The following is a 13431-nucleotide window of genomic DNA, read 5'->3' as shown; positions in this document are numbered from 1 at the left end:
TCCGTCGTCCACAGGCCACGCGTCAGCGAGCGCAACCCACGCGTCAGCGAGCGCAACCCACGCGTCAGCGTGCGGAACCCACGCGTCGGCGTGCGCAACCCACGCGTCAGCGGTGGGGGCGGGTCAGGAGAAGTCCGCTTGGGCTTTCTTGGCCATCTCGAGGAAGGCCTGCTTGGACTCCAGGTCGGCGGTGAGGTCCTTGACCTTCTTGGTGTCGCCCTTGGCCTCGGCAGCGGCGATCTTCTCCGCCACCTCGTCGATCGAGCGCTGCAGCTTGCCGATCATGTCGTCGGCCCGAGCGGACTTCTCCGGATCGGTCTTCTTCCACTGGCTCTCGGTCGCGTCCTTGACGGCCTGCTCGACCTTGCGGATCTTGGCCTCGAACTCGCCGATCTTGGCGCGGGGCACCTTGCCGGCGGCCTCCCAGCGGTCGGCGATGTCCAGCCACGCCTTGCGGGCGGCGTCGACGTTCTTGATCGGCAGCAGCTTCTCGGCCTCGGCGAGGATCTCCAGCTTCTTCTCCGCATTGACCTCGTACTCGGCGTCCAATGCCGAGTTGGCCTCGTCACGCGCGGTGAAGAAGGCGTCCTGGGCGGCGCGGAAGCGCTTCCACAGCTTGTCCTCGACGTTGCGGGGGGCCGAGCCGGCCTTCTTCCACTCCGTCATCAGGTCGCGGTACTTGCCGGCGGTGGGACCCCACTCGGTGGACGTCGACAGCGCCTCCGCCTCGACGATGAGCTTCTCCTTGACGGCCTTGGCCGCGTCGCGCAGCGTCGACTGCTCACCGAAGTGGGCCTTGCGCCGGCGCGTGTAGGCCGTGCGTGCCGAGCTGAAGCGGTGCCACAGCTCGTCGTCGGCGGACTTGCTCAGGCGGGGGAGCGCCTTCCACTCATCCAGCAGGGCGCGCAGCTTGTCGGCACCGTTCTTCCAGTCGCTGCCGGCGGCGATCTTCTCGGCCTCGTCGGCGATGCGGGTCTTCTCGGTCTGCGCCTCGGCGACCTTCGCGGCCCGCTCGGCCTTGCGCTGCTCACGCTGCTCGTCGATCGCCGGCTGGAGGGCATCCAGCCGCTTGACCAGCGAGTCGAGGTCGCCCATCGCCTGGGCATCGACCAGCAGCCCGCGCACCTTGGTGACGGCCTTGGCGGCGTCGTCGGGAGAGACAGTCCCGCCCTTCAGCCGCTTCTCGAGGAGGTCGACCTCGACCTCGAGACCTTCGAAGCGACGGACGTACAGTGACATCGCCTCAGCGGGGTCACCGCCGGGCCACTGGCCGATCAGTCGTTCACCGTCGGATGTCTTGACGTAGACGTTGCCGTCGTCGTCGACACGACCCCAGGGGTTCGTGGGCGCAGAGCTCATGAGCCACAGTGTAGGTGCAGGCGCACTCATGGCGCCGCTGGCGTCTCGCGTACCCTGTCGAACGTGCTGCTCACCTCATTTCCGGCCGGTCCGCTGCAGGCGAACTGCTACTTCGTCTCGCGGGGTCCCGGCGCCGGTTGCGCCATCGTCGACCCCGGCATGGACGCCATCGACGGCGTCCGTCAGGTGGTCGCCGAGCACAACCTGAAACCGCTCGCGGTCCTCATCACGCACGGGCACTTCGACCACATGTGGAACGCCCAGGACGTCGCGTCCGAGTACGACTGCCCGGTGTGGATCCACCCCGCCGACCGGCACCTGCTGAGCGATCCGATGGCCGCCATCTCGGGTCAGTCCGCGGCGATGCTGCGCAGCCAGCTCGGCATGACCGACATGCCGGAGTTCACCGAGCCCGCCGACGTCCGCGATGCCGTCGACGGCGCGCAGATCGAGGTCGACGGGCTGACGTTCACCGTCGACCACGTGCCCGGCCACACGCCCGGCACGGTCGTCTACCGGATCGACTACGACGGGCCCGAGGACGTCTCACAGCTCATGTTCTCCGGTGACTTCCTGTTCGCCGGGTCGATCGGCCGCACCGATCTCGAGGGCGGCTCGCACCCGCAGATGCTCGACAGCCTGCGTGACCGCGTCCTGCCGCTGCCCGACGACATCGTCGTGCTGCCCGGCCACGGCGGCCAGACGTCCGTCGGCCGCGAGCGCGCGACCAACCCGTTCCTCGCGGAGGTGATGTCATGAACGAGCGCAGCGAGTGCATCATCGGGACACTCAGGACACCGGTCTCGTATCGTTGGCTCTTCTCGAGGGCGGTGTCCTGATGGCGACCAAGCTGTCCGGGTTCCCGGAGTTCCTGCCGCGCGAGCGCATCGTCGAGCAGCAGGTCCTGGATCACCTGCGCCGCACGTTCGAGCTGCACGGCTTCGCCAACATCGAGACCCGCGCGGTCGAGCCGCTGGACGTCCTGCTGCGCAAGGGTGAGATCGACAAGGAGGTCTACGCCGTCAAGCGGCTGGCCTCCGCCGACTCCGAGCCGGCCGAGCTGGCCCTCCACTACGACCTGACCGTGCCGTTCGCCCGGTACGTGCTGGAGAACGCCGGCAAGCTGGAGTTCCCGTTCCGCCGCTGGCAGATCCAGAAGGTGTGGCGTGGTGAGCGTCCGCAGCAGGGACGCTTCCGCGAGTTCACCCAGGCCGACATCGACATCGTCGCCCGCGACGTGCTGCCGTTCCACTTCGACGTCGAGGTGGCCCGGGTCATGGCCGAGGCGCTGTCCGGCCTGCCGATCCCGACGCCGACGCTGCAGATCAGCAACCGCAAGATCCTCGAGGGTTTCTACCTCGGCCTCGGCGTGAGCGACCCGGTCGCGGTGATGCAGGTCGTCGACAAGCTCGACAAGGTCCCCGCCGAGAAGATCCGCGAGCTCCTGCTGGAGCAGGGACTGGACGGCGACCAGGCCGACAAGGTCCTGGCACTGGCCGAGATCGTCACCACCGACACCTCGTTCGTCGCCCGGGTCGAGTCCCTCGGCGTGGAGCACGAGCTGCTCGCCGAAGGGTTGGCCGAGCTGGCCCAGGTCGTCGACGGGGCGACGGGCGTCGAGGGCGTCGTCGTCACCGCCGACCTGCGCATCGCGCGCGGGCTGGACTACTACACCGGCACGGTCTTCGAGACGCGTCTGGCCGGCTGGGAGCACCTGGGCTCGATCTGCTCGGGCGGACGTTACGACCAGCTCGCGCAGGACCGTCGCTCCACCTACCCGGGCGTCGGCATCTCGCTGGGCGTGTCGCGCCTGCTCGTACCCTTGGAGCTGTCGGCGTCCCGCTCGGTCCCGTCGGCGGTGCTGGTGGCCGTCGACTCCGAGGACTCCCGCGCCGAGAGCAATGCCATCGCCGGACGCCTGCGGGCGCGCGGCATCCCCACCGAGGTCGCGGCGAAGGCGGCCAAGTTCGGCAAGCAGATCCAGAATGCCGAGAAGCGCGGCATCCCGTACGTCTGGTTCCCGCCCGCGGCCGTCAAGGACATCCGCAGCGGCGACCAGATGGACGCCGATCCCGACACCTGGGCACCGCCCACCGAAGACCTCACCCCGCACATCCTCACCAAGGAGCAGAACACGTGATCCGCACCCATGACGCCGGAAGCCTGCGCGCCGACCACATCGGCCAGCAGGTCACGCTCGCCGGATGGGTCGCGCGCCGCCGAGACCACGGCGGAGTCGCCTTCATCGACCTGCGCGACGCCTCCGGGGTCGTCCAGGTCGTCGTCCGCGAGGAGGTCGCGCACCAGCTGCGCGCCGAGTACTGCCTCAAGATCGTCGGCACCGTCCAGCAGCGCCCCGAGGGCAACGAGAACTCCGCGATCCCGACCGGCGCGATCGAGGTCATCGCCGACGACGTGGAGATCCTCAGCGCCGCCGCGCCGCTGCCGTTCCCGATCGATGACCACGTCGACGTGGGCGAGGAGGCGCGCCTGAAGTACCGCTACCTCGACCTGCGCCGTTCCGGCCCCGCTGCCGCGATCCGCCTGCGCAGCAAGGTCAACGCCGCTGCCCGTGCGGTGCTGGCCGAGCGCGACTTCGTGGAGATCGAGACGCCCACGCTGACCCGCTCGACGCCCGAGGGCGCCCGCGACTTCCTCGTCCCGGCCCGGCTCAAGCCCGGCAGCTGGTACGCGCTGCCCCAGAGCCCTCAGCTGTTCAAGCAGCTGTTGATGGTCGGCGGCATGGAGCGGTACTACCAGATCGCGCGCTGCTACCGCGATGAGGACTTCCGCGCCGACCGCCAGCCCGAGTTCACCCAGCTCGACATCGAGATGAGCTTCGTCGAGCAGGCCGACATCATCGAGCTGATGGAGGGCATCCTCAAGAAGATGTGGGCCCTCATCGGCTACGAGATCCCGACGCCGATCCCGCACATGACGTACGCCGAGGCGATGCGTCGCTTCGGCTCGGACAAGCCGGACCTGCGCATGGGCCAGGAGCTCGTGGAGTGCACGGAGTTCTTCAAGGACACGTCCTTCCGGGTGTTCCAGGCTGAGTACGTCGGCGCGGTCGTCATGCCCGGTGGCGCCTCGCAGCCGCGTCGGCAGTTCGACGCCTGGCAGGAGTGGGCCAAGCAGCGCGGCGCCAAGGGCCTGGCGTACGTCACGATCTCCGAGGACGGCGAGCTCGGCGGTCCCGTGGCCAAGAACCTGTCGGACGCCGAGCGGGCCGGGCTGGCCGATCACGTCGGTGCGAAGCCGGGCGACTGCATCTTCTTCGGCGCCGGCGCGACGAAGGCGACTCGCGGCTTGCTGGGCGCGGCGCGCCTGGAGATCGGTGAGCGCTGCGGCCTGATCGACAAGGACGCGTGGGAGTTCGTCTGGATCGTCGACGCCCCGCTGTTCGAGCCGTCCGGTGACGCGGTCGCCTCCGGTGACGTCGCCGTCGGCGCAGGCGCCTGGACCGCGGTGCACCACGCGTTCACCTCGCCCCAGGACCTGGAGACCTTCGACACCGATCCCGGCAACGCCCTGGCATGGGCGTACGACATCGTCTGCAACGGCAGCGAGCTCGGCGGTGGGTCGATCCGTATCCACCGCGAGGACATCCAGAAGCGCGTCTTCGCGGTCATGGGCATCCAGGAGGAGGAGGCGCAGGAGAAGTTCGGCTTCCTGCTCGACGCGTTCACCTTCGGCGCCCCACCGCACGGTGGCATCGCGGTCGGCATGGACCGCATCTGCGCGATGCTGGCCGGTGCGGACTCGATCCGTGAGGTCATCGCCTTCCCGAAGTCCGGTGGCGGCTACGACCCGCTGACAGCGGCACCCGCCCCCATCACCCCGGAGCAGCGCCGCGACGCCGGCGTCGACTGGAAGCCGAAGGCGGACGCCTGAGCCGTCCGGGACCGGCGGTTTACCACGGTCCCTCGGCAAGGTGCGTCCGCCCACGGGAGATTTCCCTCGGGCGGACGAGGTTTGCGGAGGGACCGTGGTAAACCGCCACCGGCGGAGCGGCGACTAGGCTCGGGGCATGAGCTCTGACGGATTGTTCGACATCCCGGAGGGCCCACCCACGACGGGCAGCGGGTCGGGGACGCTCAGCGGCAACACGCACTCCTCGGCGCCGCTGGCGGTGCGGATGCGCCCGCGGTCGCTCGACGAGCTCGTGGGCCAGCAGCACCTGCTCGCGCCCGGGTCGCCGCTGCGGCAGATGATCGACGGCAACCAGCCGCTCACGATCCTGCTGTGGGGCCCGCCCGGCACGGGCAAGACAACGATCGCCAGCCTGCTGAGCGCGCACACCGATCGTCGCTTCGTCGAGGTCTCGGCCGTGTCCGCGGGCGTCAAGGAGGTCCGCGAGACGATCGCCGGGGCCCGCCGCGCGCTGGCGCAAAGCGGCACCGAGACGGTCCTGTTCGTCGACGAGGTCCACCGCTTCAGCAAGTCCCAGCAGGACGCCCTGCTGCCCGGCGTCGAGAACCGCTGGGTGTCCCTCGTCGCCGCGACCACCGAGAACCCGCACTTCAGCGTCATCTCGCCGCTGCTGAGCCGCAGCCTGCTGCTGACCCTGGAGAGCCTCACCGACGACGACATCGGGGTGCTGGTCGACCGCGCCCTGACCGACGAGCGTGGTCTCGCCGGCACCGTGACCCTCACCGAGGAGGCCCGGTCACACCTCGTGCGGCTGGCCGGCGGCGACGGGCGCCGCGTGCTGACCTACCTCGAGGCGGCCGCCGGTGCCGCGACCAGTCAGGGCAAGGAGCAGATCGACGTCGAGGACGCCGCGCTGGCCGTCGACAAGGCGGCGGTCCGCTACGACCGCCAGGGCGACCAGCACTATGACGTCATCAGCGCGTTCATCAAGTCGATCCGCGGCTCGGACGTCGATGCCGCGCTGCACTACCTGGCCCGGATGATCGAGGCGGGGGAGGACCCGCGCTTCATCGCCCGCCGCCTGATGATCCACGCCAGCGAGGACATCGGCATGGCCGACCCGACCGCCCTGCCGCTGGCCACCGCCACCGCTCAGGCGGTCGCGATGATCGGCTTCCCCGAGGCGCGCATCCCGCTGGCACAGGCCGTCATCCACCTGGCCGCCGCGCCGAAGTCCAATGCCGTGGTCGTCGCGATCGACCGCGCCCAGGCCGATGTCCGCGCCGGCAAGGTCGGCGCGGTCCCACCGGCGCTGCGTGATGCGCACTACGCGGGTGCCAAGAAGCTGGGCCACGGGCACGACTACCAGTACCCGCACAACGACGTCCGCGGTGTCGTCGGCCAGCAGTACGCGCCCGACGACGTCGACGGCGCGATGTACTTCGAACCCACCGAGCACGGCTTCGAGGCCCGCCTCGGTGAGCGGCTCGCGATGATCCGCAAGATCCTGCGCGACCGTTGAGGCTCCCGGCCAGCAGATTCGCGACGCGCGGCGCCGCGATAGGCTCGTAGGCATGTCGGCAGAGGTCTGGGTCCTCGTGGCGACCGCGGTGCTGGCCGTGGTCGCGATCTGTGCTGCCCTCGTCGCCGTCCGCGCGGTGCGCCAGATGTCGCGGAACTCGCAGCCCGCGGTGGCTCCGCAGCCGGCTCCGGCCGCCGTCGTCGAGACGCCCACGCGTCCTGCCGCCGAGGTCGTGCTGCTCGACTCGGCCGACGTCACGACCGACGACCTGGAGCCGCGCATCGTGGAGGGACGCCTCGTCGTCCCGCCGACGCAGCAGCAGGTCGTGCAGACCGTGCTCGGACGACCCGGCGTGCGCCTGTCGGTGTTCCTCCACGGTGCCGCCCACGCGCTGCGACCCGAGAGCCGCGACCGCATCTCGGCACTGATGCGCCGGGAGTTCCGGCGCCGCCGGCGCGAGCGGCTGCAGGCCGGACGTCGCGCGGTCCGCTCCACGCGCCCCACCCCGCCGTCCGACCAGTGGCTCGGATCATGAGGAGGACGCCATGAAGTCGCGCATCGTGTGGTTCGTCGCCGGCTCCGCGGCGGGGGTCTACTCCGCCGCGAAGGCGCGTCGCGTCGCGTACCGGCTGTCGGCTCCCGGCGTCGTCGACCAGGCCGCGGCCCTCGGCGTCGGCTGGCGGGCGTTCAGCTCCGAGATGCGGGTCGGCATGACCGCGCGCGAGCAGCAGATCGCCCGGACCCTGGCGGACCGTTCCGCTCCCGACTCCCTGGGCCTCGACGAGGCCCACCCCGAAGACATCCCCCTCGCAGAGGCCCACCGGGCCCCACTCGACAAGAAGGCAACCTGATGCAGACCGCGGAGATCCGCCGCCGATTCCTCGACCACTTCGAGAAGGCGGGACACACCGTCGTGCCCTCGGCCCCGTTGCTGTTCGACGACCCGAACCTGCTGTTCGTCAACGCCGGCATGGTGCCGTTCAAGCCGTACTTCCTCGGCCAGGAGACGCCGCCGTGGCACACCGCCACGAGCGTCCAGAAGTGCGTGCGCACCCTCGACATCGAGGAGGTCGGCAAGACCACCCGGCACGGCACGTTCTTCCAGATGAACGGCAACTTCTCGTTCGGCGACTACTTCAAGGAAGGCGCCATCACCCACGCGTGGGGCCTGATCACCGGCTCGGTCGACGAGGGCGGGCTGGGCATCGACCCCGACAAGATCTGGGTCACCGTCCTGCACACCGACCAGGAGTCGCGTGCGCTGTGGAAGAAGGTCGCCGGCCTGCCGGACGAGCGCATCCAGGACCGCGGCCTGCTCGACAACTACTGGCACATGGGCGTTCCCGGCCCCGGTGGCCCGTGCAGCGAGATCTACGTCGACCGCGGCCCCGAGTTCGGGCCCGACGGGGGCCCGGTCGTCGACGAGGACCGCTTCCTGGAGATCTGGAACCTGGTGTTCATGCAGGAGGAGATCACCAACGTCCGCGCCAAGGACCAGTTCGATGTCATCGGTGAGCTGCCGAACAAGAACATCGACACCGGCATGGGCCTGGAGCGCGTCGCCTACCTGTTGCAGGGCAAGGGCAACCTGTACGAGATCGACGAGGTCTTCCCGGTCATCGAGAAGGCCGCCGAGATCTCCGGGCGCGCCTACGGCCGCGATCACACCGACGATGTCCGCTTCCGGGTCATCGCCGATCACGTCCGCAGCGGCCTGATGCTGATGGGCGACGGCGTGACCCCCGGCAACGAGGCCCGCGGGTACGTCCTGCGTCGTCTGCTGCGTCGCGCGGTGCGCTCGGTCCGTCTGCTCGGCTTCGAGGACCCGGCCCTGCCGCTGCTGCTGCCGGTCAGCCTGGAGCGCATGAAGTCGTCGTACCCCGAGCTCGAGGCGGACTTCCCGCGCATCGAGCAGATCGCGTACGCCGAGGAGGAGACCTTCCGCCAGACCCTCGGCAAGGGCACGCAGATCTTCGAGAGCGCCGCCGTCGCGGTCAAGGAGAAGGGCGGCTCGACGCTGCCCGGCGACCAGGCCTTCGCCCTGCACGACACCTACGGCTTCCCGATCGACCTGACCCTGGAGATGGCCTCCGAGCAGGGCCTCAGCGTCGACGAGGACGGCTTCCGCGCCCTCATGGCCGAGCAGCGCTCGCGCGCGAAGGCCGACGCCAAGTCCAAGAAGGGCAACCACGCCGACACCACGGTCTACCGGGCCGCGCTCGACGCCAACGGACCCACCGACTGGCAGGCGTACACGACGCTGACCACCGAGTCGCGCGTCCTGGCGCTCATCGCCGGCGGCGGCACGGTGCCCGCGATCGGCGCCGGATCGGTCGGCGAGGTCGTGCTCGACCGCACCCCGTTCTACGCCGAGTCCGGCGGCCAGCACGCCGATGCCGGCCACCTGGTGTGGGACGGCGGCCGCGCCGAGGTGCTGGACGTCCAGCGCCCCGTCCGCGGTCTGGTCGTGCACCAGGTGCGCGTCCTGGAGGGCGAGCTGACGGTCGACCGGACACTCGAGGCCGATGTCGACCCCGAGTGGCGTCTCGGTGCGCGTCAGGCGCACTCGGGCACCCACGTCGTCCACGCCGCGCTGCGCCAGGTGCTGGGCCCCACGGCGCTGCAGTCCGGCTCGTTCAACCGACCCGGGTATCTGCGCCTGGACTACGGCTGGAGCGGCGGCCTGTCGCCCGATCAGCTCTCCGGCGTCGAGGAGGTGTCGAACCGCGCCCTGCGCGCCGACCTGCCCGTCACCGCGCAGACGATGTCGCTGGCCGAGGCCCGCGAGTGGGGTGCGCTGGCGCTGTTCGGCGAGACCTACGGCGAGGACGTCCGGGTCGTCGAGATCGGTGGCCCCTGGTCGCGCGAGCTGTGCGGCGGCACCCACGTCGACCGCTCGTCCCAGATCGGCACCCTGGTCATCACGTCGGACGGCTCCGTCGGCGCGGGCACCCGCCGCGTCGAGGCCCTGGTCGGCATCGAGGGCTTCCAGTACCTCGCCCGCGAGCGTGACGTCGTCCGCCAGCTGACGGAGATCCTCAAGACCCAGCCCGAGGACGTGCCCGGCCGCGTCCAGGACCTGATGGACCGGCTCAAGGCCGCCGAGAAGGCCGCCGAGAAGATCAAGGCCGCCCAGCTGCTGGGTGCCGCCGGCGATGTCGCCAACAGCGCGAAGGACGTCGGCGGGGTGGCCTATGTCGGTCACCACGCGGCCGGCGCCGGCGGGGGAGACGTGCGCACCATCGCGCTCGACATCCGCAAGCGCCTCGCGGGACGCCCGGCCGTCGTCGTCGTGATCGGCGATGCGGGCGACAAGCCCGCCGCCGTCGTGGCGCTGAACGACGCCGCCCAGGACCGTGGACTGTCCGCCAACGACCTGATCAAGGTCGTCGGTCAGCACATCGGCGGGCGTGGCGGCGGCAAGGCCGATGTGGCGCAGGGGGGCGGCACCGACGTGGCGGGCATCCCCGCCGCGCTGGCCGCGGTCGAGGCGGCGCTGACAGCGTGACGACCAGGCGTGGCCGGCGGCTCGGCGTGGATGTGGGTGATGTCCGCATCGGCGTCGCGATCAGCGACCCCGATGGCATCCTGGCGACTCCCGTCGAGACCGTCCCGGCCGGTCAGGGCGCGATCAAGCGTCTGGCCGAGATCGTCCGCGAGTACGACGTGTTCGAGTGCATCGTCGGCCTCCCGATGGGTCTGTCGGGGCGAGAAGGACCCGCGGCGATCAAGGTGCGGGCCTTCTGCGACGAGCTGTCCGCAGCGATCGACCCCGTGCCGATCCGGCTGTTCGACGAGCGGATGTCGACCATCACGGCCGACTCGATGCTGCGCGAAAGTGGCCGCTCCGGCCGTGGCAAACGCAGCATCATCGACCAGGCGGCCGCTACGGTGATTCTGCAGACCGCGTTGGATTCCGAGCGAAGCCGCGGGTCTGCCCCCGGCGAGAGCATGTGAGGACACAATGAGTACAACCGGCGATCCCATGGGTCCCAGTGGCCTGGACCTGATCATGGACGGCACGTCCGAGCCCGACCACACGCCCGGCAGGCGCCGCGCGGAGCGCCCCCCGCGGCCCCCGTGGGGACGCCGGATCATCGCCCTGGCCGTCGTGGTGGTCCTGGTGATCGCCGTCGTGGTCGTGGGCGGCAAGGTCAAGGACCGCTTCTTCTCCAGCGCCGAGGACTACACCGGGCAGGGGACGGGCCAGGTCGTCGTGACGATCCCGCCGGGAGCCGACGGTCAGAAGATCGCCACCATCCTGTACGACGCCGGCGTGGTCAAGAGCGCCGACGCGTTCTACCAGCTCGCGCTGAAGGACGCCCGGTTCCAGTCGATCCAGGCCGGTTCGTTCAACCTGCGCAAGGAGATGTCGGCCGAGTGGGCGATGCGTGAGCTGACCGACCGCGGCAACCGCGCCGAGGGCAAGGTCACGATCCCCGAGGGATCGCGCGTCGGCCAGATCGTCGCCGCGATCGCCAAGAACACCGACATCACCGAGGAGGAGCTGACCGCCGCGCTGGACAAGCCCGAGACACTCGGCCTGCCCGCCGTCGCGCAGCTCAACCCCGAGGGCTATCTGTACCCCGCCACCTACGAGGTCGAGCCCGGCACCACCGCGACCGAGCTGTTGCGGCGGATGGTCAAGAAGACCGTCGACGTCGCCAAGTCCCTGGACATCTCCACCCGCGCCAAGGCGCTGGGGCTCACCGGCGAGGAGGTCCTCACCGTCGCCAGCATCCTGGAGTTCGAGGGCAAGCTCGACCAGGACTACCCGAAGATCGCGCGCGTCCTGTACAACCGCATCGCCGATGGCATGCCGCTGCAGCTGGACTCGACGGTGTCGTACGTCAGCGGCCGCGAGGGCGATGTGTGGACGACACCGGAGGAGCGGGCCAATCCCTCGCTCTACAACACGTACCAGAACCCGGGGCTGCCGCCGGGCCCCATCGGGTCACCGGGGGAGAAGACCATCGAGGCCGCGCTGAACCCCGCGGAGGGCTCGTGGCTGTACTTCCTGGCGACCGATCTCGAGACGGGTGAGACGACATTCAGCAACACGTACGCAGAACACGTGAAGGCATGCAAGGCCGCCTTCGGGGCCGACACCCAGTGCTGAGCGTCCGCTGATGCAGTGCGCCGTCATCGGGTCGCCCATCGCCCACTCCCTCTCGCCGGCCATGCACCGCGCCGCCTATGCGGAGCTGGGGCTGGACTGGTCGTACGAGGCCGTCGAGGTCGCCGAGGGAGAGCTGGCCTCGTTCGTGGGCGCCTTGGGCGATGACGTGCGGGGCCTGTCGGTCACCGCGCCGCTCAAGCGCGAGGCCGCCGCGGTCGGCAACCAGCGCAGCGAGGAGGTCGAGACCCTCGGTGTGGCCAACACCCTGATCGTCGAGGACGGTGTGCTCGCGGCGTACAACACCGATGTGCCCGGCGCAGCGTCCGCGATCGCCGAGCTCGGCATCAAGCCGCCACGGACGGCCCGCATCCTGGGCGGGGGCGCCACGGCGACCTCGATGACCCTGACGCTCGCCCGCCTCGGGGTCGAGACGCTGGAGTTCGTCGTCCGCGACACCTCCCGTGCCGCCGAGGCCGTGGCCGTCGCCCGCAGCCGGGGGGTCGAGGTCGTGGTCCGCCTGCTCGACGAGCCGCTGATGACCCGGGTCGACCTGCTGGTGTCGACCGTCCCGAGCGAGGTGGTCGGGTCACGCTCGCACGAGCTCGTCGACTCCTCGCGGGCGGTCTTCGACGTCGTGTACGACCCCTGGCCGACCGCGCTGGGCCATGCCGCTGCCGAGTCGGACGTCCCGCTGTTGTCGGGGATCGACCTGCTCGCGCACCAGGCGGTGCTGCAGGTCGAGCTGATGACGGGCTCGGGAGTTTCTCCACAGCTGTTGCGCGAGGCCGCCCTCGCCCAGCTGTCCGCTCGCTAAGGTGCGTCCGTGTCCATCGTGATCTCGGCGCTCGTCGCGGCCCTCATCGGCGCGGCGTGCCCTGAGATCCTCCGGCGTGTGCCGGAGCCCCCGGACCCGGCGGGCGACAAGCTGCCCTATGCGGTGCTGGCGGAGTTCCGGTTCCTGCGCATCGGACTGGCGATGGCCGCGGCCGTGCTGGCCGCGGTGGTCGCGTGGCGGATCGCCGATCCCGGGCTGCTGCCGGTGTGGGTCGTCCTGACCGGTGTCGGTGTCTGGCTGGCCTTCATCGACTGGCACACCCAGCTGCTGCCGTACCGGATCGTGGCACCTCTGTACGTGGTCTCGTTGGTGCTGGTCGCGCTGAGCGCCTGGCTCCTGGACGATCGCGACGTCCTGGTGAACGCGCTGATCGCCAATGCCGTGGTCTACGCGCTGTTCCGCCTGTTCCACTGGTTCGGCAACCGATTCTTCGCCGGTGCGTTCGGCTACGGCGACGTCCGTCTCTCGGCTGTGCTCGCCCTCGCGCTGGGTGCCCTGGGGTACAGCCAGGTGTTCGTCGGCATCTACGCGGGATTCATCCTCGGGGCGGTGCTGGGCGTCGTGCTGTCGCGGTTGAAGCTGGTCGACCCGCGGGGCTACGCCTTCGGCCCGTACATGGTGGTCGGCGCCGTGATCGGCGCAGCGTGGGGGCCGTCCTTCTACGGCTGAGCCCGGCGCGGGCCCACCGGGGCGGACGCGTGCGGGGGTGACCGGCGCGGCATG

Annotated in this window: 12 protein-coding genes; 11 read left to right on the top strand and 1 reads right to left on the bottom strand. The window is 70.3% G+C overall.

The window, feature by feature from the left end; all coding sequences use genetic code 11:
- Positions 1-123: 123 nt before the first annotated feature.
- Complete coding sequence (locus tag NQV15_RS10180) at positions 124-1359, bottom strand: DUF349 domain-containing protein (RefSeq protein WP_232399713.1); 1236 nt, start codon at positions 1357-1359, stop codon at positions 124-126.
- Positions 1360-1422: 63 nt separating this feature from the next.
- Between NQV15_RS10180 and NQV15_RS10175 the strand changes: the two genes are divergently transcribed.
- The 11 genes from NQV15_RS10175 to NQV15_RS10125 all read left to right on the top strand — a co-directional run bounded on the left by NQV15_RS10175 (position 1423) and on the right by NQV15_RS10125 (position 13377).
- Entirely contained in the window at positions 1423-2118 is a 696-nt protein-coding gene (locus tag NQV15_RS10175; RefSeq protein ID WP_232399712.1) for an MBL fold metallo-hydrolase, read from the top strand.
- A gap of 79 nt (positions 2119-2197) precedes the next feature.
- On the top strand, positions 2198-3499 hold the full coding sequence (gene hisS, locus NQV15_RS10170) for a histidine--tRNA ligase (protein WP_232399711.1): 1302 nt from the start codon (positions 2198-2200) through the stop codon (positions 3497-3499).
- On the top strand, positions 3496-5253 hold the full coding sequence (aspS, locus tag NQV15_RS10165) for an aspartate--tRNA ligase (RefSeq protein WP_232399710.1): 1758 nt from the start codon (positions 3496-3498) through the stop codon (positions 5251-5253). Before hisS ends, aspS begins: the two co-directional genes overlap by 4 nt.
- Positions 5254-5389: 136 nt before the next feature.
- Complete coding sequence (locus NQV15_RS10160) at positions 5390-6754, top strand: replication-associated recombination protein A (protein WP_232399709.1); 1365 nt, start codon at positions 5390-5392, stop codon at positions 6752-6754.
- 52 nt (positions 6755-6806) lie between these two features.
- On the top strand, positions 6807-7289 hold the full coding sequence (locus NQV15_RS10155) for a hypothetical protein (protein WP_232399708.1): 483 nt from the start codon (positions 6807-6809) through the stop codon (positions 7287-7289).
- Positions 7290-7299: 10 nt separating this feature from the next.
- Positions 7300-7605, top strand: coding sequence for a DUF6167 family protein (locus NQV15_RS10150; RefSeq protein WP_232399707.1), 306 nt, complete (start codon positions 7300-7302; stop codon positions 7603-7605).
- Positions 7605-10262 carry an alanine--tRNA ligase gene (gene alaS / locus NQV15_RS10145; protein WP_232399706.1) on the top strand — a complete coding sequence of 886 codons (2658 nt, stop codon included), beginning with the start codon at positions 7605-7607 and terminating at the stop codon, positions 10260-10262. The genes NQV15_RS10150 and alaS overlap by 1 nt, the downstream gene beginning before the upstream one ends.
- Positions 10259-10711 carry a Holliday junction resolvase RuvX gene (gene ruvX, locus NQV15_RS10140; RefSeq protein WP_232399705.1) on the top strand — a complete coding sequence of 151 codons (453 nt, stop codon included), beginning with the start codon at positions 10259-10261 and terminating at the stop codon, positions 10709-10711. The genes alaS and ruvX overlap by 4 nt, the downstream gene beginning before the upstream one ends.
- A gap of 7 nt (positions 10712-10718) precedes the next feature.
- Positions 10719-11873: an endolytic transglycosylase MltG gene (gene mltG / locus NQV15_RS10135; RefSeq protein ID WP_232399704.1), complete on the top strand. Its 1155-nt coding sequence runs from the start codon at positions 10719-10721 to the stop codon at positions 11871-11873.
- A 10-nt stretch (positions 11874-11883) separates the two neighbouring features.
- Positions 11884-12687 (top strand): shikimate dehydrogenase, encoded by an 804-nt coding sequence (locus NQV15_RS10130; RefSeq protein ID WP_232399703.1) that lies wholly within the window; start codon positions 11884-11886, stop codon positions 12685-12687.
- Between the two features lie 9 nt (positions 12688-12696).
- Positions 12697-13377: a prepilin peptidase gene (locus NQV15_RS10125; RefSeq protein ID WP_232399702.1), complete on the top strand. Its 681-nt coding sequence runs from the start codon at positions 12697-12699 to the stop codon at positions 13375-13377.
- The last annotated feature ends 54 nt before the right edge of the window (positions 13378-13431 follow it).

It is taken from the genome of Aeromicrobium wangtongii (assembly GCF_024584515.1).
In the GTDB taxonomy this organism is placed as follows: Bacteria; Actinomycetota; Actinomycetes; order Propionibacteriales; family Nocardioidaceae; genus Aeromicrobium; species Aeromicrobium wangtongii.
The sequence above is the reverse complement of the archived record's forward strand: the minus strand, read 5'-3'. Positions and strand labels throughout refer to the sequence as shown.

What these genes read in the sequence shown, in the direction of transcription:
- NQV15_RS10180 (WP_232399713.1), bottom strand. Translation starts at nt 1,359, where the DNA reads ATGAGCTCTGCGCCCACGAACCCCTGGGGTCGTGTCGACGACGACGGC.
- hisS (WP_232399711.1), top strand. Translation starts at nt 2,198, where the DNA reads ATGGCGACCAAGCTGTCCGGGTTCCCGGAGTTCCTGCCGCGCGAGCGC.
- NQV15_RS10160 (WP_232399709.1), top strand. Translation starts at nt 5,390, where the DNA reads ATGAGCTCTGACGGATTGTTCGACATCCCGGAGGGCCCACCCACGACG.
- NQV15_RS10155 (WP_232399708.1), top strand. Translation starts at nt 6,807, where the DNA reads ATGTCGGCAGAGGTCTGGGTCCTCGTGGCGACCGCGGTGCTGGCCGTG.
- NQV15_RS10150 (WP_232399707.1), top strand. Translation starts at nt 7,300, where the DNA reads ATGAAGTCGCGCATCGTGTGGTTCGTCGCCGGCTCCGCGGCGGGGGTC.
- alaS (WP_232399706.1), top strand. Translation starts at nt 7,605, where the DNA reads ATGCAGACCGCGGAGATCCGCCGCCGATTCCTCGACCACTTCGAGAAG.
- mltG (WP_232399704.1), top strand. Translation starts at nt 10,719, where the DNA reads ATGAGTACAACCGGCGATCCCATGGGTCCCAGTGGCCTGGACCTGATC.
- NQV15_RS10130 (WP_232399703.1), top strand. Translation starts at nt 11,884, where the DNA reads ATGCAGTGCGCCGTCATCGGGTCGCCCATCGCCCACTCCCTCTCGCCG.